The 25,706-nt window shown below is 61.1% G+C and carries 20 protein-coding genes and 1 tRNA gene; 13 read left to right on the top strand and 8 right to left on the bottom strand.

The annotated features are described in order from the left end of the window. Nucleotides 1-55 precede the first annotated feature (55 nt). Nucleotides 56-131: transfer RNA gene (locus QPJ95_RS09660), tRNA-Ala, on the top strand. Between the two features lie 218 nt (nucleotides 132-349). Here the strand turns inward: QPJ95_RS09660 and QPJ95_RS09655 are convergent. Beyond that, a complete protein-coding gene (locus tag QPJ95_RS09655; protein WP_270919234.1) occupies nucleotides 350-1,678 on the bottom strand; it encodes an aspartate aminotransferase family protein in 1,329 nt (442 codons plus the stop codon). A 182-nt stretch (nucleotides 1,679-1,860) separates the two neighbouring features. Between QPJ95_RS09655 and QPJ95_RS09650 the strand changes: the two genes are divergently transcribed. Continuing rightward, the gene (locus QPJ95_RS09650) at nucleotides 1,861-3,258 is read left to right on the top strand and encodes an aminotransferase family protein (RefSeq protein WP_270919235.1); all 1,398 of its coding nucleotides are present in this window, start codon (nucleotides 1,861-1,863) and stop codon (nucleotides 3,256-3,258) included. Nucleotides 3,259-3,735: 477 nt separating this feature from the next. Further along, nucleotides 3,736-5,322: a class I SAM-dependent methyltransferase gene (locus QPJ95_RS09645; protein ID WP_270919236.1), complete on the top strand. Its 1,587-nt coding sequence runs from the start codon at nucleotides 3,736-3,738 to the stop codon at nucleotides 5,320-5,322. Between the two features lie 58 nt (nucleotides 5,323-5,380). On the opposite strand, the gene QPJ95_RS09640 is transcribed toward QPJ95_RS09645, so the two are convergent. Continuing rightward, nucleotides 5,381-6,409 carry a permease gene (locus QPJ95_RS09640; protein ID WP_270919237.1) on the bottom strand — a complete coding sequence of 343 codons (1,029 nt, stop codon included), beginning with the start codon at nucleotides 6,407-6,409 and terminating at the stop codon, nucleotides 5,381-5,383. Further along, the gene (locus QPJ95_RS09635) at nucleotides 6,402-6,716 is read right to left on the bottom strand and encodes an ArsR/SmtB family transcription factor (protein WP_270919238.1); all 315 of its coding nucleotides are present in this window, start codon (nucleotides 6,714-6,716) and stop codon (nucleotides 6,402-6,404) included. Before QPJ95_RS09635 ends, QPJ95_RS09640 begins: the two co-directional genes overlap by 8 nt. Before the next feature lie 129 nt (nucleotides 6,717-6,845). On the opposite strand from QPJ95_RS09635, the gene pdxR reads away from it, so the two are divergent. The 3 genes from pdxR to QPJ95_RS09620 all read left to right on the top strand — a co-directional run bounded on the left by pdxR (nucleotide 6,846) and on the right by QPJ95_RS09620 (nucleotide 11,389). After that, nucleotides 6,846-8,306, top strand: a complete 1,461-nt coding sequence (pdxR, locus tag QPJ95_RS09630; protein ID WP_270919239.1) for a MocR-like pyridoxine biosynthesis transcription factor PdxR — start codon at nucleotides 6,846-6,848, stop codon at nucleotides 8,304-8,306. 129 nt (nucleotides 8,307-8,435) lie between these two features. Beyond that, nucleotides 8,436-10,211 carry a sulfoacetaldehyde acetyltransferase gene (xsc, locus tag QPJ95_RS09625; protein WP_270919240.1) on the top strand — a complete coding sequence of 592 codons (1,776 nt, stop codon included), beginning with the start codon at nucleotides 8,436-8,438 and terminating at the stop codon, nucleotides 10,209-10,211. 2 nt (nucleotides 10,212-10,213) lie between these two features. Continuing rightward, entirely contained in the window at nucleotides 10,214-11,389 is a 1,176-nt protein-coding gene (locus tag QPJ95_RS09620) for an acetate/propionate family kinase (RefSeq protein WP_270919241.1), read from the top strand. A gap of 16 nt (nucleotides 11,390-11,405) precedes the next feature. On the opposite strand, the gene QPJ95_RS09615 is transcribed toward QPJ95_RS09620, so the two are convergent. Continuing rightward, the gene (locus QPJ95_RS09615) at nucleotides 11,406-12,257 is read right to left on the bottom strand and encodes a phosphate acyltransferase (protein WP_270919242.1); all 852 of its coding nucleotides are present in this window, start codon (nucleotides 12,255-12,257) and stop codon (nucleotides 11,406-11,408) included. Nucleotides 12,258-12,290: 33 nt separating this feature from the next. Between QPJ95_RS09615 and QPJ95_RS09610 the strand changes: the two genes are divergently transcribed. The 5 genes from QPJ95_RS09610 to QPJ95_RS09590 all read left to right on the top strand — a co-directional run bounded on the left by QPJ95_RS09610 (nucleotide 12,291) and on the right by QPJ95_RS09590 (nucleotide 19,168). After that, nucleotides 12,291-13,424, top strand: coding sequence for a citrate/2-methylcitrate synthase (locus tag QPJ95_RS09610; RefSeq protein WP_270919243.1), 1,134 nt, complete (start codon nucleotides 12,291-12,293; stop codon nucleotides 13,422-13,424). Nucleotides 13,425-13,572: 148 nt separating this feature from the next. Then, entirely contained in the window at nucleotides 13,573-14,550 is a 978-nt protein-coding gene (locus tag QPJ95_RS09605) for a YeiH family protein (RefSeq protein WP_270919281.1), read from the top strand. A gap of 25 nt (nucleotides 14,551-14,575) precedes the next feature. Beyond that, on the top strand, nucleotides 14,576-17,398 hold the full coding sequence (locus QPJ95_RS09600; RefSeq protein ID WP_270919244.1) for a molybdopterin oxidoreductase family protein: 2,823 nt from the start codon (nucleotides 14,576-14,578) through the stop codon (nucleotides 17,396-17,398). Nucleotides 17,399-17,486: 88 nt separating this feature from the next. Further along, complete coding sequence (locus tag QPJ95_RS09595; RefSeq protein WP_270919245.1) at nucleotides 17,487-18,281, top strand: 4Fe-4S dicluster domain-containing protein; 795 nt, start codon at nucleotides 17,487-17,489, stop codon at nucleotides 18,279-18,281. Further along, nucleotides 18,281-19,168 (top strand): dimethyl sulfoxide reductase anchor subunit family protein, encoded by an 888-nt coding sequence (locus QPJ95_RS09590; protein ID WP_270919246.1) that lies wholly within the window; start codon nucleotides 18,281-18,283, stop codon nucleotides 19,166-19,168. Before QPJ95_RS09595 ends, QPJ95_RS09590 begins: the two co-directional genes overlap by 1 nt. A 162-nt stretch (nucleotides 19,169-19,330) precedes the next feature. Here QPJ95_RS09590 and dapA read toward each other — a convergent pair whose 3' ends face one another. Continuing rightward, nucleotides 19,331-20,203: a 4-hydroxy-tetrahydrodipicolinate synthase gene (gene dapA, locus QPJ95_RS09585; protein WP_270919247.1), complete on the bottom strand. Its 873-nt coding sequence runs from the start codon at nucleotides 20,201-20,203 to the stop codon at nucleotides 19,331-19,333. 139 nt (nucleotides 20,204-20,342) lie between these two features. Here dapA and QPJ95_RS09580 point away from each other — a divergent pair, with 139 nt between their 5' ends. After that, nucleotides 20,343-22,307, top strand: a complete 1,965-nt coding sequence (locus QPJ95_RS09580; RefSeq protein ID WP_270919248.1) for a lytic transglycosylase domain-containing protein — start codon at nucleotides 20,343-20,345, stop codon at nucleotides 22,305-22,307. Here the strand turns inward: QPJ95_RS09580 and QPJ95_RS09575 are convergent. Together QPJ95_RS09575 and mnmD are read right to left on the bottom strand one after the other, a co-directional pair. After that, complete coding sequence (locus QPJ95_RS09575) at nucleotides 22,281-23,171, bottom strand: DMT family transporter (protein ID WP_270919249.1); 891 nt, start codon at nucleotides 23,169-23,171, stop codon at nucleotides 22,281-22,283. The two genes, QPJ95_RS09580 and QPJ95_RS09575, sit on opposite strands and share 27 nt — an antisense overlap. Further along, the gene (mnmD, locus tag QPJ95_RS09570; protein ID WP_270919250.1) at nucleotides 23,168-23,836 is read right to left on the bottom strand and encodes a tRNA (5-methylaminomethyl-2-thiouridine)(34)-methyltransferase MnmD; all 669 of its coding nucleotides are present in this window, start codon (nucleotides 23,834-23,836) and stop codon (nucleotides 23,168-23,170) included. The genes QPJ95_RS09575 and mnmD overlap by 4 nt, the downstream gene beginning before the upstream one ends. 58 nt (nucleotides 23,837-23,894) lie before the next feature. On the opposite strand from mnmD, the gene QPJ95_RS09565 reads away from it, so the two are divergent. Further along, complete coding sequence (locus QPJ95_RS09565) at nucleotides 23,895-24,935, top strand: NAD(P)/FAD-dependent oxidoreductase (protein ID WP_270919251.1); 1,041 nt, start codon at nucleotides 23,895-23,897, stop codon at nucleotides 24,933-24,935. A 106-nt stretch (nucleotides 24,936-25,041) separates the two neighbouring features. On the opposite strand, the gene QPJ95_RS09560 is transcribed toward QPJ95_RS09565, so the two are convergent. Further along, entirely contained in the window at nucleotides 25,042-25,584 is a 543-nt protein-coding gene (locus QPJ95_RS09560; RefSeq protein WP_270919252.1) for an NADPH-dependent FMN reductase, read from the bottom strand. Nucleotides 25,585-25,706: the final 122 nt, after the last annotated feature.

The following is a 25,706-nucleotide window of genomic DNA, read 5'->3' as shown; positions in this document are numbered from 1 at the left end:
TCGTCCCTTAAATCAGCCACACACCGCAAGACGGCAACGTCAAACGGAACAGGTTGGGGCCTTAGCTCAGCTGGGAGAGCGCCTCGCTGGCAGCGAGGAGGTCAGGAGTTCGATCCTCCTAGGCTCCACCAACCTTTCTTATTTTATATGGATCGATACCCTCCGGGGACCTTTACAGGCACTGTCACTGGACATCCAAAAAGTCTGGTCCCTGTAAAAGTTTGGTCCCTGTAAAATCTAGCCTGGCCAGTTCAACTTGGCTTGAAACACCAAAAAACCCAAATTCGAAACCTTTGTCGCCGCCCGGCTATTTGCCGGGCAACGAACGGGCCGATACCTCACTCCGCAATCACCCCTTGGGCAGGCACTGACCAATCGCCAGCTCCAGCTTATCCACCACCTCAAGGATCTGCTCATCCGTGATGATAAACGGCGGAGCCAGCAGGATGTGGTCGCCCAGCACACCATCGCGGGTGCCCGACATCGGGTAACAGATCAACCCAGCCTCAAAGGCCGCCTTCTTAATTTTCTTGGCCAGCCCCAGACTTGGATCAAACGGCGTCTTAGTTTCGCGATCCGCGACCAGTTCCACCCCGCGAAACAGCCCCCGACCGCGAATGTCACCAATATTGGGATGCTGACCGAATCGCGAAACCAAGGCGGACTGTAGCTTCTCACCCATCTGGGCGCTGCGCTGTACCAGCCCGCGATCAAGCATCGCCCTCACCACTGCCAATGCGGCCGCGGTGGCCACCGGATGACCGATATAGGTATGACCGTGCTGGAAAAACCCGCTACCCGATTCGACCGCCCTGTAAATCTGCTTGGAGCACAGCATCGCACCGATGGGCTGATAGCCTGCCCCAAGGCCCTTGGCGATACAGAGGATGTCAGGGGCCACATCATCCGCATCACAGGCGAACAGATGGCCGGTACGACCCATGCCACACATCACCTCGTCCAGAATCAACAGCACGCCGTATTGATCACAGATTTCGCGGATACGTTTGAAGTAGCCCTCAACCGGCGGCACCGCGCCCGAGGTGGCCCCGACCACCGGTTCCGCCATAAAGGCCATCACCGTATCAGGACCAAGGCGCAGGATCTCCGCCTCCAACTCATTGGCAACCCGCTGGCCATAGTCAAAAGCGCTCTCACCATCGCCGCGGTCGGCATATTCATAACAGGGCGCAATATGCGAGATGTCGATCAGTAGCGGCGCGAACTGCGCCCGTCGCCATTCATTGCCCCCCGCCGCCAAGGCCCCCAGCGTGTTGCCGTGATAGCTTTGCCGCCGGGCGATCAGATGTCGGCGCTGCGGTTCGCCGCGCTCCACATGGTATTGCCGCGCCAGTTTGATCGCCGCCTCAGTTGCCTCAGAGCCGCCTGAGACAAAATAGACCCGCTCCAGATCCCCCGGCGCATGGGCGATCAGCAGATCGGCCAGCTGCTCGGCCGGCTCAGAGGTCAGGAAGCTGGTATGGGCAAAGGCCAGTTTTCCAGCCTGATCCTGCACAGCCCGGATCACACCCGCGTCAGAATGCCCCAGACAAGACACCGCCGCTCCGCCGGAGCCATCGAAATACCGCTTGCCATCCGCGTCAATCAGATAGCAACCATCACCGGCAACGGCGGTGGGCAATTGCGCCTTGGTATGGCGGGGAAACACGTGACTCATTATCCAACTCTCCATCTGGCTGTCGCCCGCATTCTGCGCCCGCGCGCCACTGGACACAATGCTCGTCAAAATCTGGACCTAGAGCTCGCCCTGTTTTTAGCGTTTCTGGAATCCAAGGCGACTCAGGCGGCCTGCCCCGCCTGAGCGCAATGCAAACACTCAAATCGCGGAAAGGATTTGTCATGGATGGCACCTTCAATGAAAACGACATCAGCCACATCGTCGACGCCGACAAGGCTCACATCTGGCATCATCTGATTCAGCACAAGCAGTTTGAAACCAATGATCCGCGCATCATCCTTGAGGGCAAGGGCATGCGGGTTTGGGATCAGAACGGCAAAGAATATCTGGATGCGGTCTCGGGCGGTGTCTGGACCGTCAACGTCGGCTATGGCCGCGAAAGCATCGCCAAGGCGGTCTATGACCAGTTGATGAAACTGTGCTATTTCGCCCAGACTGCCGGCTCGATCCCCGGCTCGCTCTATGCCGAAAAACTGATCTCGAAAATGCCGGGCCTGAGCCGGGTTTATTACACCAACTCGGGCTCCGAGGCCAACGAGAAGGCGTTCAAGATGGTGCGCCAGATTGCCCACCGGCGTTTTGGCGGCAAGAAGCACAAGATCCTGTACCGCGACCGCGACTATCACGGCGGCACTCTGGCCACCATGTCGGCGGGCGGTCAGGACGAACGGGTGATGCAATACGGCCCACTGGCCCCTGGCTTCATCCGGGTGCCCCATTGCATGGAATACCGCAACCACGAGCAGGGCCTGGATCACCTGTCGAGCGAAGAATACGGCATCGCCTCGGCCAACCTGATCGAAGAGGTCATCCTGCGCGAAGGTGCCGATACAGTCGGCGCGCTGTGCCTAGAGCCGGTGACCGCTGGCGGTGGTGTGATCACTCCTCCGCCCGGCTATTGGGATCGGGTGCAGGAGATCTGCAAGAAATACGACATCCTGCTGCACATCGACGAGGTGGTCTGTGGTGTCGGCCGCACCGGCACCTGGTTTGGTTATCAGCAATACGGCATCAAGCCGGATATCGTCACCATGGCCAAGGGTGTCGCCTCGGGCTATGCGGCAATCGCGCTCTGCGTCACCACCGAGGCAGTGTTTGACATGTTCAAGGACGATCCAAGCGATCCGCTGAGCTATTTCCGCGACATCTCGACCTTTGGCGGCTGCACCGCCGGTCCGGCTGCGGCGCTGGAAAACATGCGGATCATCGAAGACGAAGATCTGCTGGGCAATTGCAACGCCATGGGCGACCGCATGATGGGCAACCTGCAGGCGCTGAAGGAGAAACACCGGATCATTGGCGACGTGCGTGGCAAGGGGCTGTTCCTGGGTCTCGAACTGGTCACCGACCGCAACACCAAAGACCCGGTCACCGAGGCGCAGATTGCTCAGGTCACCGGTGATTGCGGTGCGCAGGGCGTCATCATCGGCGCCTCCAACCGCTCAATTCCCGGCAAGAATAACGTGCTGTGCTTCTCACCGGCGCTGATTGCCACTGCGGATGACATCGATCAGATCACCGACAGCGTTGATAAGGCCCTAACCAAGGTTTTTGGCTAACAAATCACACTCTCCTGCCGCCGCCATCACCGCGGCGGCAGGCCGCAACCAAAGCGCCCCGAATTTGACGGGGCGCTTTTTTCATATGCAACGGCACCCTCCGCGACACGGCGGTCTACTCCATCACCGCCACTGACTGGTCCACCATCAAGGCCCATCTGGAATTTCAGATGCAGCGCCACCGGCCTGTCGCGGATTGATCCGACTTTCATCTGGCTAAAAATACCCTGGGGGAGTCGCGGCTTGCCGCGGCGGGGGCAAAGCCCCCACTCGCCTCACTTACACACCACCGCAGATCAACTGAGACGCCAACTCTGACCCGGTTATGGCGGCAACACCATCCTGATCGCAAAACCTGGCTGCGCCAATACTCCAAGCAATTGCGCGGCATGGCTCATTTACCCTCCGCGTTAACGTATTCCTCAACAATTTTCGTGAAATTCGCCGCAATACCACCACTGACTAAAAAGGCGATTCATGACTGACTGGACTTCTGGCTACGTGGCCGACATCGACTATACATCTGATTTCTTTCGCGAGCTGACCCCGGCACATTTGGGCTTTTGCGCCCTGTCCCAAGGCCACAATCATCGGCTGAACCAGCCAAACCTGACCTATTGTGAGCTGGGCTGCGGCCAAGGATTTTCCGCCAATCTTCTCGCCGCCGCCAACCCTCACATCGACTTCCATGCGATGGACTTCAATCCCGCCCATATGGCCGGCGCGGCCAATCTGGCACAGGATGCCGAGCTGGATAATGTTCACTTCCATGAGTGCTCGTTTGAGGATTTTGGCGCCGCGCCCGGCCTGCCGCAGCAGTTCGACGTTATCGCGCTGCATGGCGTTTACAGCTGGGTCTCAAAAGAACATCAGAGGCATATCACCGACTTCATTTCCAAACGGCTGAAGCCCGCGGGAATGGTCTATATCAGTTACAATACGCTCCCCGGATGGGCGCCGGTCATGCCGCTGCGTCGCATTCTGACAAACCGGGCAAACCAAGGCACCGGACCGCTGGAACAGCGGATCAAGGAGGCGATGACTTATGCCCAGTCGCTAGAGCAGTCCGGCGCCCACTATTTTTCGAGCAACCCGGCAGCGGTTCGGCGGCTGGAGCAAATGAAATCCAACCCGGCCAGTTATCTGGCGCATGAGTATTTCAACAAGGACTGGACGCCGTTTCATTTTGAGGACGTCGCCGCCGATCTGTCACAGGCCAAGCTGAGCTTTCTGGGATCTGCCGAACCACGCGATCATGTGGACGACATTTCCTTCACCCCGGAACAACAGACCCTAATACAGGCCGAAAGCGACCCGGTGCAGCGCGAGAGCCTGCGTGACATCCTGCTGAACGAGCAGTTTCGCACCGATATATTTGTGAAGGGAAAGCTGCAGCACTCGCAACGCGGATCCATCGCCGCCTGGTTCGCAACGCCGCTGGCTCTGACCCGACACTACAGTGGTGGTGTCATGAAACTGACCTGGCGCGGGCGTGAGGTTTCAATGGAGCGGGCACAGTTTCAGCCGGTGCTTCAGGCGCTCGAAAAGGGTCCGATGACAGTGCGCGCGTTGTTGGAGCTTGAGGTATTTGGAGAAATTCCCTGGACCGATATCTCGCGCATGCTGACCCTGCTGATCGGCGAAGGCTATCTGGCCCCCTGCCTGCCGCAAGCGGGACTTGCCGAGCGGGCCGAGCGCTGTCGCCTGTTCAACTCAGCCGTCGCCAAACGCTCGGAAGAGAGCGAGACACTGCAGTTTTTCGCCTCTCCGGTCACCGGCGGCGGCATTGCGCTGGACCGGCTGGAGCAGCTATTCCTGCTGGCCCGCAGCGAAGGGCACAAAACACCGGGAGACTGGGCCGATCTGGCATGGCAGATCCTGGCGCCACAGGGTCAGCGACTGCAAAAAGACGGCCGCACTCTGGAAACCCCGGAAGAAAACCTCGCCCTGCTGCGGGTGCGCGCCACGGCCTTTGCCGCCCGCCGTCTGGCGCTCTGCGAAAACCTTGGCCTGGCGCTGGAGCCCGAACAGGCCCTGCTGCGCAGCAACAAGGTCGCCGCGTAGGACAGCAAAAAGGCGGTGCCGCTCTGTGGCACCGCCTTCGTTTTTCCGGGGAGGCGGCTCACAGCATCTGAAACAGCACCCCCGACACAATCGCACCGCTGACCCCCAGCGCCAGATAGGTGGCAAACACCTGCGGCTTGACCAGTGACCAGACCGCCAGCATCGCCGGGATCGAGCTGACAGCACCCGCCACCATAAAGGACATCGCCGCGCCGTTGCTCATGCCCTGATCAATCAGCCCAGCCAGCAGTGGCGGTGCCACATAAGAGTTCAGATAGGCAGGCATTCCGACCAGCGCGGCGATGGCGATCGGCAGCACCCCTTCGCCGCCAACCAAAGTGGCGATCAGATCCGCGGGCACATAGTGAACCAGCAACGCCTCCAGCACATAGGCCAGCGCCAGCCATTTCAGCAGGAAAATCCCGTTGGCGACAAACTCAGCCCGAAAGTGATCACGACGGGGCTGCTGCTGCCAGAATTTCCACACTGGTTTTGCGTCCAGTTTCGGGGTGCCACAGCCACAGCAGCTACTGGGGGCCTGGCGCAGAGGAGAGGCAAACAGCCCGCCCCGCATCATTGCCCGGACCGTGAAGCCACCAAACAGGCCCAGTGCGACAGCGACAATCGCCTTGCCGATGGCAAAGGGCCAGCCCAGCGCCGCAGCGGTGATCAGCAGGGTCGGCGGATCAATCAGCGGCGACGACAGCCAGAACGCCATCACCGCCGACAGTGGCGCCCCCAGCGCCAGCAAACCGGCGATAAAGGGAATCACCTCGCAGGAACAAAATGGTGCCAAGCCGCCAAACAGCGCCGCCATGAATATCATCCGGGTTTCGCGGCCCTCAAAGGCGCGGGCCACCATGACCTCGGCCCCGGTGGCCTTGAGATAGGCCAATAACAGCACCGCAAACAGAATGTAGCGGCCGGTGCTGAGCAGCGCCAGCAGAGCAAACTCCCCCACTGCGGTGAAATTCGCCGGGTCCAGAACCGCCACTGCGGCCATCAGGACGACGATCAGGGTCCAGGGGGTTTTCAGCCGTTTCAGCACATCGCGGGCGCCGCCCGGATTTTGGGTCAGATCAGTCATCATTTGCCGCCTTCTTGTTATCCGCATCGACGCAGCATTCACTCAGAACAAACTGCGCCAGGGCTTCAATATGTTGAAAACTGGCCCGGCTGATGGTCGAGCGCCCGAGCTTTTGCTGCTCAACCACACCGGCGCCGGTCAGACACTTGAGATGATGCGCCAGGGTCGAGGGCGCGATCCCGGTACGGTCTTGGATTTCAGCCACCATCAGCCCCTCGTGACCCGCCCGAATCAGGCAGCGCAACACCTGCAGCCGCGCCTCGGACCCCATCGCCGCAAACCCCAGTGCCGCTTGTTCCCACTGCATGATCATACTCCAGTTGATTCGATATAACTAGTTTTATAGTTATTTAGGCAGTGACGCAACGCTGTTTTTTTGCTCTCGACATCTAAGTCCAGATTGCACCCGGCTTAAGTCCAGCCTAAGATGCGCCACATGGCAATATCAGTCGACACTTTCTTTCTCAGCCCCAAAGCCCACGGCACCTTGCAGGCGCAAATCCAGCAGATGATTGCCGAGGGTATTCTGTCTGGCCGTTTTCACGTGGGGGAAAAGCTGCCTTCGTCGCGCAAACTGGCGATACATCTGGGCATCAGCCGCATCACCGTGACGCTGGCCTATACCGAGCTGCTGGCCAATGATTATCTGAGCTCACGCGGTAGGTCGGGCTATTACGTGTCGGACAACGCACCGGTGCCGCCCAGCTATACGCCGCCGGAAAAATCCGAGGACACTGTGGACTGGTCAAAGACCATCGTGCGTCAGTTCACCGGTGGTGACACCCCGCGCAAGCCGCAGGACTGGCGGGATTATAAATATCCGTTCATCTACGGTCAGGCCGACCCCTCACTGTTTGACCACGCCAACTGGCGGCTTTGTGCCCTGCGGGCGCTGGGGCAAAAGGATTTTGCGGCTCTGACAACGGATTATTTCGATCAGGACGACCCGCTGCTGATCGAATATATCGCCCGTCACACCCTGCCCCGACGCGGCATCACCGCCCGCCCCGAAGAGATCCTGATCACTCTGGGGGCGCAGAACGCCCTATGGCTGGTCACGCAGATCCTGCTGAACGGTGATCGAAAGGCCGCGATTGAAGATCCGTGTTATTATACCCTACGCGATCAGTTGACCCACAGCCGCTGCCAGATTGACGCCATTGCGGTGGACGGCGACGGGCTGCCTCCGGAACAGATCACCGATGACACCGACGTCATTTTCACCACCCCCAGCCACCAAAGCCCGACAACAGCAACCATGCCGATGGGGCGTCGCCGGGCACTGCTAGAGCGGGCTCGTGACATTGATGCGATGATCGTCGAAGACGACTATGAATTTGAGATGTCGTTCCTATCGGCCCCCTCACCGGCGCTGAAGTCGCTGGATCGGGATGGCCGGGTGGTCTATGTCGGCAGTTTTTCAAAATCGCTGTTTCCCGGATTGCGGCTGGGCTATCTGGTGGGGTCTGAACCGTTTATCCGCCAGGCCCGCGCCCTGCGCGCCAATGTGCTGCGCCACCCGCCCGGACATATCCAGCGCACGGTGGCCTATTTTCTGTCACTGGGTCACTACGACGCCCAAATCCGCCGCACCGCCAAGAAACTGCACCAGCGCCGCACTGTGATGGAAGAGGCCATTTCCGCGCATGGCCTGACCATCGCCGGTCACGGCGTCTATGGCGGTTCGTCGATCTGGATGCAGGCCGATCCTTCGCTGGACATGGCCAGCGTGGCCCGCAGCCTGATGCCCCAGAGCGTATTGGTCGAACCCGGCGCGCCCTTTTTCGCCGCCCAAAACCGCCAGCACAACTATTACCGGCTGGGCTATTCCTCGATTGCGCAGAATCGCATTGAGCCGGGTTTGGCCTTGCTGGCCGCGGCCCTGCAGCACCCCTGAGACTGGCTCTCAGACTGGCCCTAATTCGGCCTCACATCTGGCCCTAACTGCGGCCAGCCCCACATCCTAAACCAAGGGCAACCCCGGCATATTGCCGGCCCTTTTGCCGTCTCGTCAGGAGAATTTACAATGAAAATGACCACCGAAGAAGCTTTTGTAAAAACACTGCAAATGCATGGCATAGAACACGCTTTTGGGATCATCGGATCGGCATTCATGCCAATCTCGGATATCTTCCCCAAGGCGGGCATCACCTTTTGGGACTGTGCCCACGAAGGCTCTGGCGGCATGATGGCCGATGGCTATACCCGCGCCACCGGCAAAATGTCGATGATGATCGCCCAGAACGGCCCCGGCATCACCAATTTTGTCACCGCCGTCAAAACCGCCTATTGGAACCACACGCCGCTGCTGCTGGTGACCCCGCAGGCCGCCAACAAGACCATCGGTCAGGGCGGCTTTCAGGAAGTTGAGCAGATGGCCGCGTTTGAGGACATGGTCTGCTATCAGGAAGAAGTCCGCGACCCCAGCCGCATGGCCGAGGTGCTGAGCCGCGTCATCATGCAGGCCAAGCGTCACAGCGCTCCAGCCCAGATCAACGTACCACGTGACTATTTCACCCAGGTGATCGACATCGACATGCCTGCCATCGTCGAGTTCGAGCGCCCCAGCGGTGGCTCCGAGGCGCTGGGGCAAGCCGCTGAACTGCTGTCGAATGCCCGGTTCCCGGTCATTCTGAACGGTGCAGGCGTTGTCATCGGCGGCGCCATCCCCGCCTCGATGGCGCTGGCCGAGCGGCTGTCAGCCCCGGTCTGCTGTGGCTACCAGCACAACGACGCCTTCCCCGGCTCGCACCCGCTATCGGCCGGCCCACTGGGCTATAATGGCTCCAAGGCCGCCATGGAGCTGATCTCCAAGGCCGATGTGGTGCTGGCGCTTGGCACCCGGTTGAACCCGTTCTCAACTCTGCCCGGCTATGGCATTGATTACTGGCCCAAGGACGCCAAGATCATTCAGGTCGACATCAACCCCGACCGCATCGGCCTGACCAAAAGGGTCGCCGTGGGTATCATTGGCGATGCGCAGAAAGTGGCGACATCAATCCTGGAGCAGCTTTCGGGCACCGCCGGTGACGAAGGTCGCGACGATCGCCTGACCCTGATCTCCACCACCAAATCGGCCTGGGCGCAGCAACTGTCCAGCATGGACCACGAGGACGACGACGAGGGCACCACCTGGAACCAGCGCGCCCGCGCCGACAAGCCTGAGTGGATGAGCCCCCGGATGGCCTGGCGGGCGATCCAGTCGGCACTGCCGAAGGAAGCGATCATTTCCTCCGACATCGGCAACAACTGCGCCATCGGCAATGCCTACCCAACCTTTGAGGCGGGCCGCAAATATCTGGCTCCCGGTCTGTTTGGCCCCTGTGGCTACGGGTTGCCTTCGGTTGTTGGCGCCAAGATCGGCTGCCCGGACACACCTGTCGTTGGCTTCTCGGGCGATGGTGCCTTTGGCATCGCGGTGACCGAACTGACCGCGATTGGCCGCGAAGAATGGCCCGCCGTCACCCAGGTGGTGTTCCGCAACTACCAGTGGGGCGCCGAAAAGCGCAACTCGACCCTGTGGTATGACGACAACTTTGTCGGCACCGAGCTGGACACCCAGGTGTCTTATGCCGGCATCGCCACCGCCTGTGGCCTGAAAGGTGTGGTCGCCCACACCATGGAAGAGCTGACAGCGGCGCTGCACCAGGCCATCGAAGACCAAAAGAACGGCATCACCACCCTGATCGAAGCGATGATCAATCAGGAACTGGGCGAGCCATTCCGCCGCGACGCGATGAAGAACCCGGTTGCAGTGGCCGGTATCGACGCCGCTGACATGCGCCCTCAGAAAGGCGCCTAAAGGTGACCGGGGACAGGGATCAGGACTTGGGCAACCAACAGCTGATCCTTGTCCTCAACGCCGGCTCTTCGTCGATTAAATTCGCCGTGTTCGACCGAACCTTGACCGAGGTGCTGTCGGGCATGGCCGAAGGCATTGGCGGCGCCTCGCGATTAAAACTCGGCGCCACCGAGATTGAAACACCGTTCATTGATCATCGCTCGGCGCTGTCGGCTATTCTTAAGCTGCTGCCCAAACATGGCATTGAATTGACGGCCCTGCGCGCGGCAGCACATCGGGTGGTGCATGGCGGCAGCAAGCTGACCAAACCGGTCCGGGTGACCCCCGAGGTGCGCGCCGAGATCGCCAGCTGCACGCCGCTGGCGCCATTGCACAACCCGCATAATCTGGCGGCCATTGATACGCTGGCCGAACTCACCCCGAATCTGCCGCAATTCGCCAGCTTTGACACCTCGTTTCACGCCAGCAACCCCGAGGTCGCCACCCGTTATGCGATCCCCAAGATGATCGAGACCAAGGGCATTCGCCGCTATGGGTTTCACGGGTTGTCCTATGGGTCGCTGGTGCGCCGCCTGCCCGAGATTTCCGGCGAGAAACTGCCGTCGCGCCTGTTGGCGTTTCATCTCGGCAACGGCGCCTCGCTCTGCGCCATCAAGAACGGGCAGTCGGTGGCCACCACCATGGGCTATTCGCCGCTGGACGGGTTGACCATGGGCACCCGCTCGGGCGGCATCGACGCCAATGCGGTGCTGCGTCTGGTCGAAGACAACGGGTTAGAACGCACCAAAGCGATCCTGAACCACGAAAGCGGGCTGCTGGGCCTGTCCGGTGGCAAATCGGACATGCGCAACCTGATGCTGGACCCCAGCGCCGACAGCGCCTTTGCCATTGAACATTTCTGCTATTGGTCCCTGCGCCACGCCGGATCGCTGATTGCCGCGATGGAGGGGGTGGACGCCATCGCCTTTACCGGCGGCATTGGTGAAAACGCGGTGGGGGTGCGGGCCCGCATTCTGCGCGGTCTGGAATGGATTGGCGCGCGCATGGATGTGGACGCCAACCACGCCCGCAAGGCGCGGCTGCACGCCGCCAGCTCCAAGGTCCACATCTGGGTGGTTCCGGCGCAAGAGGAACGCATGATCGCCATCGACGCGGCCGCGCTGCTGGAGGCAGTATGAGTGCCCCCAGTCCCGCTCAGGCCTGTGCTGCGGTCAGCACCGCGGCGGCAACGATATCGTCAACCGAGGCGCCACGGCTAAGGTCACAGACAGGCCGTGCAAAGCCCTGCAAAAACGGCCCCAGCGCCTGCGCGCCTGCCAGTTCCTGGCACAGTTTATACGCGATATTGCCCGCATCCAGTGACGGGAAGATCAGCACATTGGCGTCCAGTGGCGCGATGCCTTTCTTGGCCGCGACAACGCCATTCAGCGCCGCATCAGCCTGTACCGGCCCGGCAAACCCGGCCAGTTCCGCCGCCTCGCGCACCCGCGCCACGCTGTCGCCATCACCCGAGGTGCCGGTGGAAAACGACAGCATCGCCACCCGCGCCGCGCCCAATAGTGATTCGGCCGATACGGCCGAGGCCCGTGCGATATCTGCCAGTTGCGCCGCATCAGGCGCCACGTTCACCGCACAATCGGCAAATACCATTTCACGGCCATCCGGGAACAGCATCAGAAAGAATGACGACGGTGTTGATACCCCCGGCGACAGCCCAATACCAATGCTTGCCGCCTCGATCACCCGCCGTGTCGAGACACCGGCGCCCGCCACCATCGCGTCCGCCTCGCCCAGCGCGACCATCGCGGCGGCACGGTACAAAGGTTTGGAAACCATACGTTTTGCAATGGATTCTTTCAATCCGCGCGCCTGCACCAAAGCGGCAACATGGGCCTCGGACGGCGGCGACAATGGCAGCGGCTCACACAGGCCTTCGGCTTTTAGCCGGGCTGTGGCCTCAGCCACCCGTGGGTCTTCCATTTCAGGAAACACCACTCGTGCAGACCGCGCCCTTGCGGCTGCATATGCATTTTCAAGTACAGACATCAAATACCCCCTAGTCAGGGGAAGGAGCCAGCAATGAGCGAAAACGTCAAGATCAACCGTGGCCTTAAAGGCGTTTACTTTGAGCGCTCCGGCGTCAGTGACATCGACGGCAGCAAAGGAGAGCTGAGCTATCGTGGCTATTCGATCCACGATCTGGCAACCCGCTCCACATTTGAGGAAGTCTGCTATCTGCTGATCCACGGCGAGCTGCCAACCGTTGCCGAGCTGGCCGGGTTTGACGCCCAGTTGAAATCGGCGCGCAGCCTGCCGCCTGCGATCTATGACATCATTGCCGGCTGCAAGGATGGCCACCCGATGGACGTGCTGCGCACTGCCGTGTCTGCGCTGGCCGCGATGGAACCAGACAGCCAGAAACTGGGCGAAGAGGCCTTTGTTGAAAATGGCATCCGCCTGACCAGCCAGGTGCCGATGATCATCGCCGCACATGAGGCCATTCGCAACGGTCGCACCCCGGTCACTGCTGATCCCGAGCTGGGCCACGCCGCCAACTGGCTGTGGATGCTGAAGGGTGAAAAGCCATCAGCCGACGCCGCCCGGCTGGCCGATGTTGATTTCATCCTGCACGCCGAACATGGCGCCAATGCCTCCAGCTTTGCGGCGCGGGTCTGCATTGGCACCGAAGCCAACCTGCACGGCGGCATCGTCACCGCGCTGTCGACACTGGCTGGCCCGGCCCACGGTGGCGCTGCCGAGGACGTCATGAAGATGGTCCAAGAGATTGGCACCCCGGAAAACGCCGCCGCCTATGTCAAAGAGAAACGTGGCAACCGCGAGGCCGTCACCGGCTTTGGCCACCGGGTCTATCGCAAGGAAGATCCCCGTGCGCGCCACATGCGTGAAGGTGTTCGCCAATTGGGCGAAGAAATGGGCGCGCCGGAATGGTACGCCATCCTGCAGGGCGTCGTCGAAGCGATGAAACCCTATGCACGTCACGGATTGAACGTGAATGTCGATTTCTATTCCGGAGTGATCTACCAGCTGCACGGCATTCCGATGGATCTCTATGTTCCGATCTTTGCCATCGGTCGCATGCCCGGCTGGATCATCCAGTGCATCGAACAGCAGCGCGGCAATATCCTGATCCGCCCGCTGACCTTGTACAACGGCCCAGAGCCACGCGATTACACTGACCTCCGCGATCGGTGAGTAGCTAAAATACCGGTTCTTCTGGCTAAACGCTTGACCAAGCGCTCAGAAATAACGCTCAATCTCCGAAACGGAACAAAAGACCAATATGACGCCCTCACTCGAAACAACATCCCTGCACCAGTACCACCAGAAGATCAAAGCTCGCATGCAAGAGCTTTTTCCAGGTGTGGCGGTTGCCATAATTGTCGCGGTAACAGCGCAATTTCTGGCGGACCACTACGCAACACCGGCGATGTTGCTGGCACTGTTGCTGGGCATCGCGGTCAGTTTTCTGGGCGAAGAGGGCAAAACCGTCCCCGGCATCGCCTTTTCCGCCCGCTCGCTGTTGCGGCTGGGGATTGCGTTCCTCGGCGTCCGGGTGTCGATGGTTCTGATGATGGGGCTTGGCTGGCATCTTATAGCCCTGGTGGTTGGCGGCGTCATTACCACCATCCTGTTTGGTCTCGCGGTGGCGCGACTGTTTGGTCACAAATGGCGGTTTGCGCTGCTGACAGCCGGGTCGGTGGCGATCTGTGGCGCCTCGGCCGCGATGGCGATCAGTGCAATCCTGCCGCGCGATGAACGATCCGAAGAGCGGCTGATTTTCACCGTAATGGGAGTGACGGTTCTGTCGACCATAGCGATGATCCTCTATCCGATCCTGGTCAATCTGCTAGAGCTGGATTCAGTGCAGGCCGGTGTTTTCCTGGGCGGCACAATCCATGACGTGGCGCAGGTGGTTGGCGCCGGATTTTCCATCTCGGAACAAACCGGCGACACTGCTACATTGGTGAAACTGATGCGGGTGGCGATGCTGGCCCCCATTGTGCTGGTGGCCTCGTTGATGATCCGCTCATTTGCGGTACTGCCCAAGGATGGCAAACGCCCGCCCCTGCTGCCCGGCTTTGTACTGGCGTTTCTGGTGCTGGCGGGGCTGAACTCCTTTGGTCTGATCCCGCCGATCGTCACCGACTTCCTGAGCCAGGCATCCCGGTGGTTGCTGCTGACGGCAATCGCCGCCGTTGGCATGAAGACCAATTTGAAACAGGTGCTGGCCGTCGGCGGCGCCGCCATCGCACTTATCATCGTAGAAACAGTATTTATAGCCGGGTTTATCCTGGCGGGGATTACGGTTCTTACCTGATTTAAGAACCAATACGGGAGGCCAGATGACATTCCAGCAACCCCAGGTGAACACCTCACCTGAAGTCTCGGACGAGATCCGCAAGACCACCTGTTACATGTGCGCCTGTCGCTGTGGCATCAATGTACACATGAAGGGTGGCAAGGTTGCCTATATCGAAGGCAACCGCGATCACCCGGTCAACAAGGGCGTGCTCTGTGCCAAGGGCGCGGCCGGCATCATGCAGGTCAACGCGCCCTCCCGGCTCAAGGCGCCGCTGAAACGGGTGGGGCCGCGTGGCTCGGGTGAATTTGTTGAAATCTCCTGGGACGAAGCAATCAGCACCGCTGTCGGCTGGCTGAACGAGCTGCACGAGACCGCGCCCCACAAGCTGGCCTTCTTCACCGGCCGCGATCAATCGCAAAGCTTCACCTCGTTCTGGGCGCAGAACTTTGGCACCCCCAACTACGCGGCGCATGGGGGGTTCTGCTCGGTCAACATGGCAACTGCCGGCATCTACACCATGGGCGGCGCCTTCTGGGAGTTTGGCCAGCCCGATTGGGATCACACCAAGCTGTTCATGATGTTCGGCGTCGCCGAGGATCACGACAGCAACCCGATCAAGGCGGGTCTGGGCAAGATCAAGGCGCGCGGTGCCAAGGTGATTGGCGTCAACCCGATCCGGTCGGGCTATAATGCGATTGCCGACGAATGGGTTGGCATCACCCCCGGCACCGACGGGTTGTTCATCCTGTCGCTGATCCATCTGCTGATGAAGGCCGGCAAGATCGACCTGGACTACCTGAGCCGCTATACTAACGCGCCGGTGCTGGTAAATGCAGCTGAGGGCCCGGAACAGGGTCTGTTTCTGCGCGATAGCGATGACAAGCCGCTGGTGATCGACCGCAACACCGGCAAGCTGACCGCCTTTGACACCCCCGGCGTGCGGCCCGACCTGTCTGCGACCTATGAAAAGGACGGCGTCACCCACCGCCCGGTGTTCCACCAGATGGCCGAACGCTACCTGTCCGAGGACTACGCCCCCGAGGCAATTGCTGACCAATGCGGCATCCCGGCCAAACGCATCCGTGCCATTGCAGCGGAAATTGCCCGCGTCGCCTTTGACGAGGCGATCGAGCTGGACATTGAGTGGACCGATTTTCGCGGCGAGACCCATCAGAAAATGACAGGCCGCCCGGTCAGCTTCCATGCCATGCGCGGCATTGCGGCCCATGCCAATGGTTTTCAGACCTGCCGCGCGCTGCATGTGCTGCAGATCTTGCTGGGCACTGTCGAGGTGCCCGGTGGTTTTCGCTTCAAACCGCCCTACCCCAAACCAGCCGAGGCCCACCCGGCGCCCCATTGCAACGGCCGACCCGGACGCCCCCTCGACGGGCCCCATCTGGGCTTTGTCCAGGGCCCCGAACATCTGGCGCTCAAGGAAGACGGCAGCCCGGCCCGGATCGACAAGGCGTTTACCTGGGAAAACCCGATGTCCAGCCACGGGCTGATGCATATGGTGATCTCAAACGCCTATGCGGGCGATCCCTACAAGATCAACACCCTGTTCATGTATATGGCCAACATGTCATGGAACTCGTCGATGAACACCACCGGCGTGATGGAGATGCTGTCGGCGCGCAATGACGATGGCGGCTACGTGATCCCGCATATCATCTACTCCGATGCCTATAACTCGGAAATGGTCAGCTACGCCGACCTGATCCTGCCCGACACCACCTATCTGGAACGCCACGACTGCATCTCGATGCTGGACCGGCCGATCTGCGAGGCCGACGCCGCCGCCGACGCCATCCGCTGGCCGGTGATCGAACCCGACCGCGACGTGCGTGGCTTTCAGTCGGTGCTGGTCGATCTGGCCAACCGGATGCAACTGCCCGGCTTTACCAACGCAGACGGCAGCCCCAAATGGAAAGACTACGCCGATTACATCGTCAACCACGAACGCAAGCCCGGCATCGGCCCGCTGGCAGGGTTTCGCGGCACCGACGGCGATAAGGTCGGCCGCGGCGAAGTAAACCCCGAGCAGCTGGACCGCTACATTGAGAACGGCGGCTTCTTCGTCGAACACATCCCGGCCGAGGCGGCCTATTACAAACCCTGGAACAAGGCCTACCAGGACTGGGCGGTGGGCATGGGTATCTTTGATAGCCCGCAGCCCTATCTGTTCCAGCTCTATGTGGAACCGATGCGCAAATTCCAACTGGCCGCCGAAGGCTTTGGTGACCGCCAGCCCCCCGATCACCTGCGCGCCCGAATTAAACACACCATGGATCCGCTGCCGATCTGGTATCAGACCGACCAGCAGGGCAATGAGGGCTATACCATCAACGCCCTGACCCAACGTCCAATGGCGATGTATCACTCCTGGGGTGGCCAGAACGCCTGGCTGCGCCAGCTGCACGGGTACAACCCGCTCTATGTACCGACGAAACTGATGCGCGAAAACGACCTGAAGGATGGCGATTGGGCCAAGGTCAGCTCGCCGCACGGCGAGATTACCGTACCGGTGATGGAGATGGCGGCGCTGAATGACAACACCGTCTGGACCTGGAACGCCATCGGCAAACGTAAAGGTAGCTGGGCCCTGAAAGAGGACGCCCCCGAGGCCACCAAAGGTTTCCTGCTCAACCATCTGATCCACGAATTGCTGCCCCCCAAAGGCGACGGCATGCGATGGGCCAACTCCGACCCGATCACCGGCCAGGCCGCTTGGTTTGACCTCAAGGTAAAATTGGAAAAAACCGCCGTCCCCGAAGGATTGACCGAAAGCAAACCAGACTTCCCGCCCTTGAAATCGCCAATCGACACCGGCCCCAAAGACCTGAAGTGGAAAGTTGGAAAATGATCCCCCTGCTTCATCTGGCTCAAAATATCCCGGGGTCTGGGGCAGCGCCCCAGCTCTGCCGCTGCCCAAAACGCGGAGATCTCCTCAAATGACCGAACTCCCAAACTCAACCCGCCGCAAAATGGGTCTGGTCATCGACCTCGACACCTGCGTCGGCTGCCATGCCTGCGTGATCTCCTGCAAGGGCTGGAACACCGAGAACTATGGCGCCCCCCTATCTGATCAGGATCCCTATGGCGGCGACCCCTCGGGCAGCTTCCTGAACCGGGTACACTCATTCGAGGTACAGCCACCGGCCTGTGACGCCCAGCCCAGCCCCGCCGCCCAGCTGGTCCATTTTCCAAAATCCTGCCTGCACTGCGACGACGCCCCCTGCGTCACCGTCTGCCCCACTGGCGCCAGCTACAAACGGGTCGAGGACGGCATTGTGCTGGTCAATGAAGACAACTGCATTGGCTGCGGGCTCTGCGCCTGGTCCTGCCCCTATGGTGCGCGCGAGTTGGACCTGGCAGCAGGCGTGATGAAGAAATGCACGCTCTGTGTGGACCGGATCTATAACCAGAACCTGCCCGAGGAAGACCGCATCCCATCCTGCGTGCGGACCTGCCCATCGGGTGCGCGGCATTTTGGCGATCTGGGCGATGCAGACAGTGATGTCTCAAAGCTGGTGGCGGCGCGCGGTGGCTTTGATCTGATGCCCGAGATGGGCACCAAACCGGTGAACAAATACCTGCCACCCCGCCCCAAAGACCAGATCGAAGATCAGATCGACATCCTGGCGCCGCTATTGACCCCGGTGACCGAAGCTGCAGGCGGCTTTATGGGCTGGCTGGACAAGGCACTCGACAAACTGCCCGGCCAATCTACGGGAGGAGCAAGCTGATGCATCCCGCACCCTCTGTTATTGTATTCACCACCCTGTCCGGCCTTGGCTTTGGTCTGCTGGTTTTCCTTGGGCTTGGCTTGCCGGATGTCTCTGGCCTGGTTGCCTTTGTGTTCTTTGCCATCGCTTACGGCCTGGCGGTTGGCGGCTTGCTGGCCTCGACCTTTCACCTTGGCCGCCCCGAGCGCGCCCTGAAAGCGTTTAGCCAGTGGCAAACCAGCTGGCTCAGCCGCGAAGGCTGCTGCGCCGTTGGAGCCTTGCTGGTGATGGCGATTTATGGCTTCGGTACCGTGTTTCTGGCCACCGCCTGGCCAGTGATCGGCGGCATTGGCGCCGCCCTGAGCCTGGCCACTGTGTTCACCACCTCGATGATCTACACCCAGCTGAAAACGATCCCACGCTGGAACATGCCGCTGACCCCAGCACTGTTCCTCAGCATCTCGCTGGCGGGCGGGGCATTGCTCGCCGGACAGGAAACACTGGCGACGGGTCTGCTGATCATCGCCGGCGCCATTCAGCTGGCCTATTGGGTCAAGGGCGATCAGGCCTTTGCCACCTCGGGGACCACATTGGCCACCGCCACCGGACTGGGCAGTGACGGTACTGTGCGCGCCTTTGAGCCCCCCCATACCGGCACCAACTATCTGCTGCGTGAATTTGTGCATGTGATCGGGCGCAAGCACAGCCAGAAACTGCGAGTGATCGGTTTCACCCTTGGTTTTGCCCTGCCGGTTCTGTTGCTGATATTCCCGTTCAGCGGATTGATGCTAAAGCACCTGATGGCTGCCATTGCAGTGCTGTCGCATCTGGCAGGCGTGGCCTGCGCCCGCTGGCTGTTTTTTGCCGAGGCCGAACATGTGGTGGGGCTGTATTACGGCAAACGCTGAGCCTGGTGGCGACCGGACACCGGAGGGGGCCAGCCCCCTCTTGGCCCAGGGGCCAATTCACCCCCGGGATATTTTTGGCCAGATGAAGCTCCGGGACCTTCGAATTGAAAAAAGGCGGCACTCCGGGGGGAGGCCGCCTTTGTCATTTGAATGTTGTCGCGTTTACAGCAGGCCGGCGTGGGCCATTGCCGCATCAATCGCCGCCTTGGTGCTGTCTTGCAAGCCGGTCAGTGGCGAGCGCACCTCTTGGCGGCACAGGCCCAGTTTGTTGAGGCCGTATTTGGCGCCAACCAGGCCGGGCTCGATAAAGATCGCCTCGTGCAGCGGCATCAACCGGTCCTGATACTCTAGCGCCAGAGCGTAATCACCGGCCAGGGTGGCGGCTTGGAATTCAGCGCAGAGTTTCGGCGCCACGTTGGCGGTGACCGAGATGCAGCCAACACCGCCGTGGGCGTTAAAGCCCAGCGCAGTGGCGTCTTCGCCAGATAGCTGCACAAAGTCGGCACCACAGGTCATCCGCTGCTGGCTGACGCGGGCAAGATCACCGGTGGCGTCTTTGACGCCGATGATGTTTGGCAGCCTGGCCAGCTCGCCCATGGTTTCAGGGGTCATGTCGACCATCGAGCGGCCGGGGATATTATAGATCACGATCGGCAGGTCGGCACAGTCATGCGCCGCGGTGAAATGGGCCACCAAGCCGCGCTGTGTTGGCTTGTTGTAGTAGGGCGTCACCACCAGAGCCGCAGCCGCACCGGCCTGCTTGGCGAATTCAACAAACCGAATCGTCTCGACCGTGTTGTTGGAGCCGGCACCGGCAATCACCGGCACCCGGCCTGCCGCCGCCGTCACCACCGCTGCAATGACCGCCTCGTGCTCGTCATGGGTCAGGGTGGGGCTTTCACCGGTGGTGCCCACGGGGACCAAACCGGTTGAGCCTTGGCTGATCTGCCAGTCGACAAGGTGTTTGAGTGCATCCAGATCCAACTCGCCGTTATTAAACGGTGTGACGAGGGCTGGCATAGAGCCTTTGAACATGGACACGCTCCCTTAGCTGTGCTTCTCAGGCGGGCAAAGCCCCGCCGAAGTGGTGGACTGCCGAAAATTTGGGTTGAACCCGGCAAGTCACAGATTATCGTCAATGGCTCTAGCCTTGGTTCATTGGGAAATGCAAGCGATGACACGCATTCTGACCGTTCTAACACTGATTTCCGCGCTCTGGACCTCTCCAGCTGCCGCCCAACAGGGCCGCAATCTGGGGGCGGCACTGGATTTGATGCGCTCTGAGAAATGGAGCCAGGCGTCCAGCCAGGCGGCGAAGTCGGGAGACGTGGCCGCAGATGTGATCGAATGGCACCGGCTGCGCGAAGGCATGGGGTCGGCGGATGACACGCTGGCCTTTCTGTATCGGCGGCCGGACTGGCCGGGTCTGGCCTATCTGCGCCGCAAAAGTGAAACCGCCGTTGCCGCAGCGGCGACCGGTGTCGTGCTGGAGTTCTATGCCTCTGCCTCACCGCAGACCGCCGAGGGAGTGCTGAGCTATGCCAGGGCGTTGATTGCCACCGGAAAACGCGGCGACGCCGAGGCCAACCTAGTTGCCGCCTGGCGTACCATGCCGATGGGCTCCGGGTTGCAGGCCGCCTATCTGGAGGGCTTTGCCAAACTGCTAAAGCCGCATCATGCGGCGCGGCTCGATCGGCTGCTGTGGGACCATCATCTAGTCAGTTCCAAACGGATGCTGTCCCTGGTGCCCAAGGCAGATCGCAAGCTGGCTGAGGCCCGCATTGCGCTGCAGGAGCGGTCCTCTGGGGTTGATGCCAAGATTGCGGCCATTCCGGCCAATCTACGCAATGCACCCGGGCTGGCCTATGACCGGTTTTCCTGGCGGGATCGCAAGAAACGGCAGGAGGATGCCATCACGCTGATGCTGGAGCGCAGCACCAGTGCCGCCAGTTTGGGCGAGCCGGAACAATGGGCGCGTCGACGGCGGGATCTGGCCCGCCAGGACATGCGGGACGGCAATCATCAGCGCGCCTACCAGCTGGCCGCCCGCCACTTTACCCCCCCCGAAGCTGGCTACAACTATTCCGATCTGGAATGGCTGGCCGGCTATATTGCCCTGCAAAAGCTGAATGACCCGGCAACTGCAGTGCTGCATTTCGATCAGTTTCTCGATTCGATCGAGACGCCGATCTCAATCGGCCGCGGTGGCTACTGGCTGGGCCGCGCCTATGCCGCAATGGGAGAGCCAGACAAGGCCCACGAGGCCTATGCGCTGGGGGCCAATTACCAGACCTCGTTTTATGGGTTGCTGGCGGCTGAACAGATCGGCCGCCGCTTTGACCCGGCGCTGGACACCCCGCCTGCGCTGCCCTCCTGGCAACAGGCTGCCTTTGCCAAATCCTCGGTGACCAAGGCGGCGCTGATGATGATTGATGCCGATGAGTTCGATCTGGCGGAACGGTTCCTGACCCATTTGGTCGAAGGGCTGGACGAGGTTCAGGCGCGCCAATTGGGACTGATGGCGGTTGAGATGGGCCAGGCGCATCTGGCGGTGATGATCTCAAAACGCGCGGCGCGGCAGGGGATGGAGCTGAAGGGTGCCTATTTCCCGCTGCACCCGGTGTCAAAGGCGCGACTGCCAATGGCCCAGGAAATGGTGCTGGCGATCTCGCGGCGCGAGAGCGAATTTGACCATCGGGTGATCAGCGGCGCGGGCGCGCGCGGGCTGATGCAGGTGATGCCGGCCACCGCCAAGCTGGTGGCCACCAAACTGGGCATTCTGGCCAAGCACGCCACCGCGCGGTTGACCGTTGAATGGGACTATAACGCCAAGCTGGGGGCCAATTATCTGGCCGGGCTGGCCGGCAGCTTCAACGGCAATGTGGTGATGATGGCGGCAGGCTATAACGCCGGGCCAAGACGGCCCATTGCCTGGATGGAGCGCTACGGCGATCCGCGTGATGGCACCCCGGATATCGTCGACTGGATCGAGCACATCCCGTTCAACGAGACCCGCAACTATGTGATGCGGGTCACCGAAAGCCTGCCGGTCTATCGCGCCCGGCTGGGCAAAGATCCTCTGCCGATCCCGTTTTCGCAGGAGCTCTCTGGTTCAACCCTTGGCGCGTTCGCGCCATAGGGTGAACAGCCCCGCCGCCAGGATGATCACGGCGCCAATGGCAACATTGTCGCGGATCACCTCGCCAAACACCCAGACCCCAAGCAGTGCCGCCCAGATCAGGTGGAAATAGGCAAAGGGCTGCACCGCGCTGGCCTCGGCCATCTCATAACACTTGATCAGCAACCAGTGCCCCAGAACCCCAAACACGCAAAGCACTCCCATCCACAGCCAGTCGCCGCCCAGCATCGGCTCCCAGGACCACAGGCCCACAGAGGTTGTCACCACCGCCCCGGCGATGCCGGTCCAAAAGAAACTGGTGGCGGTGCTGTCGCGGCGCGCCACATAGCGGGTCAGCAACCCGTAGACGGCAAACATCAGCGCCGAGAGGAACGGGATCACCGCCGCCGGATTGAACACCGCCGCCCCCGGCTGCAGAATGATCATAACTCCGATCAAGCCCAGCCCAATCGCCATCCAGCGGCGCCAGCCGACGCTCTCGCCCAGCACCGGACCGCTCAGCGCCGCCACCAGCAGCGGGTAGCAGATGAACACCGCTTGGCTTTCGATCAGACCAAGAATGGTAAAGCCATAGACCGCAACACCAACTTCAGCCGCCAGCAGCACGCCGCGGAAAATTTGCAGACCCAGCTGGTCAGTCCGGGCTGTCGCACGAATGCCGCCCGGTGCCCGCAGGGCCAGAAACACTACAAAAGCCGCAAAGAACCAGTAGCGCACCATCAACACCATGGCGGTGTTGTAAGTGCCTGCCAGATGCCGCGAAATACCGTCCTGCAGAGCAAACACCACCGTTGCCCCGATCATCAGCATCACGCCGATCGCTACGTTGTTGGTTTGCCCCTGCATGGTGCTAACTTGTGTCATGGCATCCTTGCCCTTGTCATATGCCGCTTACGCCCAAAACCGGGCACGCGGGTTACTTCGAATCCGGCGTCCTGCAGCCCGCGCCGCACAAAGCCGGCGGCGGTATAGGTCGCGGCGCTGCCCCCCGATCTGGTGTGGCGCCCCACCTGGGCCATCAGCTCAGCCTGCCACAGCTCGGGGTTTTTGGCGGGAGAGAACCCGTCCAAAAACCAGGCATCCGCCTGGCCTGTCCACTCTGGCAGCGACCTGCGGGCGTCGCCTATGATCACCTCTAGCTGTAATGTGCCCAGATCACAGATGCCACCGCCCTGCCACTGCGCCAAGAGCCGCGCGGCCCAGGGGGCGATCTCGGGGAAAGCCTGGAGTGCGCGGGCCATATCCGGCAGCGCCATTGGAAAGGCCTCAAAGCTGGTGAACCGCAGCGGTGTGGTCATCCCGGCCTCTTCCCAGGCCTTCCAGGCGGTCAGCGCAGACAGGCCGGTGCCAAAGCCCAGCTCCGCGATCTGAAACCCGGGCGCAAACCGCGCGGGCAGATCATTGCCGGCCAGAAATACGTGTTCACCCTCCGCCAGACCGCCCTGCAGCGAAAAATAGGGATCATCAAACTGATCTGACACCGGAAGGCTGCCGTCGCGCCAGCTAAGACGCGCCTGCTGGTCTGCCATGCGAATATCCCCTAGATGGTGAGCTGAACCCGCGCGACACTGGCGAAAGGATAGATAAATGGCAATGGCTGACATAACGGTGCGAGGCGCCGGCGCCTTTGGCCTGACGATTGCCTGGGTCTGCGCCCAGCGCGGCGCCAAAGTGCAAGTGATAGATCCTTACGGCGCAGCTTCAGGCTCTAGCGGTGGCTTGGTCGGGGCGCTTGCGCCGCATGTGCCGGAAAACTGGAACAACAAGAAGGCGTTCCAGCTGGACAGCCTGCTGATGGCCGAAAAATTCTGGTCCGAGGTTGAGGCCGCTGGCGGCGTCTCCCCCGGCTATGGCCGCACCGGGCGGCTGCAGCCGATCAAGGACGAAAAGGCGCTGGGATTTGCCCGCAAGCGGGTGGAAACTGCCCGCGAACTGTGGCGGGGAGAGGCGGAATGGACCGTTTGCAAGCTGTCCGATCTGGGCCCCTGGGCCCCGCCCAGCCCCACCGGATATGTCATCCACGACACTCTGGCCGCCAGAATGTCACCGCGCCGCGCCGGTGCCTGCCTGATTGCCGGGCTTGCGGTGATGGGGATCAAGGTGGTGGATGAGGCGCCGGATCAGGGATTGGTGGTGCATGCCAAGGGCATTGCCGGGTTGCGAGAGCTGAATGCCGAACTGGGCAAACCCGTCGGCAGCGGCATCAAAGGTCAATCCGCCGTGTTGCGCTTTGATGCGGGCGAGGCACCGCAGATTTTGGCTGATAATCTCTATATGATCCCACACGCTGACGGAACTTTGGCCATCGGCTCCACCAGCGAGCGCCTGTTCGATGAGCCGCATGAGACCGACGAGCTGCTTGAAGACGTGATCGAACGGGTGCGCGCCATTATGCCGGTGCTGCACGGGGCCGAGGTGATTGATCGCTGGGCCGGCGTTCGCCCGCGCGCCAAAACCCGGTCACCGATGCTGGGGACCTATCCGGGTCGCCCCGGCCATTTCATCGCCAACGGCGGCTTCAAGATCGGCTTTGGCATGGCCCCCAAGGTGGCACATGTGATGGCGGATCTGCTGCTCGATGGCGTCGACACAATCCCCCAGGGATTCCGGGTCGAGGACAATCTCTAGTCACTTGGTGCTGCCCGACGCAACCGTCATGCAGCACCAACCTGTGGACAGGCCCCAGCCCTTAACTTCAGTCCTTAATTTCAGCCCTCGATCTCAGTTCTAAATTTCAGATCTCAATTTCGGCGCGCAGGTTTTGCATCAGCGCCGCCAGCGTGGTCAAATGCGCGTCGCTGGTCAGATGGCCATTCTCGTCAAACTGATCACTGGACCCGCCCAAATGCAGCTTTGGTTCGGCCAGCACACGGGGCCGGAACGACAGCAGAAAGCCGCGCAGTATCTCCTGCGCCGTCTCGCCCCCGGTCGGCCCTGCCGCCGCCGACATCACCGCCACCGGCTTATCCGCAAAGGGGCGGCCCTCGGTGCGGCTGACCCAGTCGAGAGCGTTTTTCAGCACCCCGGACGGCGCCGTGTTGTATTCCGGGGTCGAGATCACAACCGCGTCCGCCGCCGTGATCTGATCGGCCAGAAGCTGGACCGCCGCCGGTATCCCATCGCGCGCCTCAACGTCGCCATCATAGAGCGGCAGGTCCAGATTTCCCTGCACATGGCTGGCGTCGCCAAACAACCGCACCGACTCTAGCAGCAGTTTGCGGTTGGTGGCATCACGGCGCAGGGAACCGGACAGGGTCAGAAGAACAGGCGTGGGCATAGGGGCATCCTTTGGTCGCAGGAGAGTTGCCCCAACACTGACGCGATCGGGGTAGATGCAAAAGCCCTAACCCCGCGCAGCCTATGTGCACCGTTGCGTGGTCCTGTCGCCACTATCCGCGA

It is taken from the genome of Parasedimentitalea psychrophila (assembly GCF_030285785.1).
GTDB lineage: Bacteria > Pseudomonadota > Alphaproteobacteria > Rhodobacterales > Rhodobacteraceae > Parasedimentitalea > Parasedimentitalea psychrophila.
Note: the sequence above shows the minus strand (reverse complement) of the source record. Positions and strands in the feature narration are given on the sequence as shown.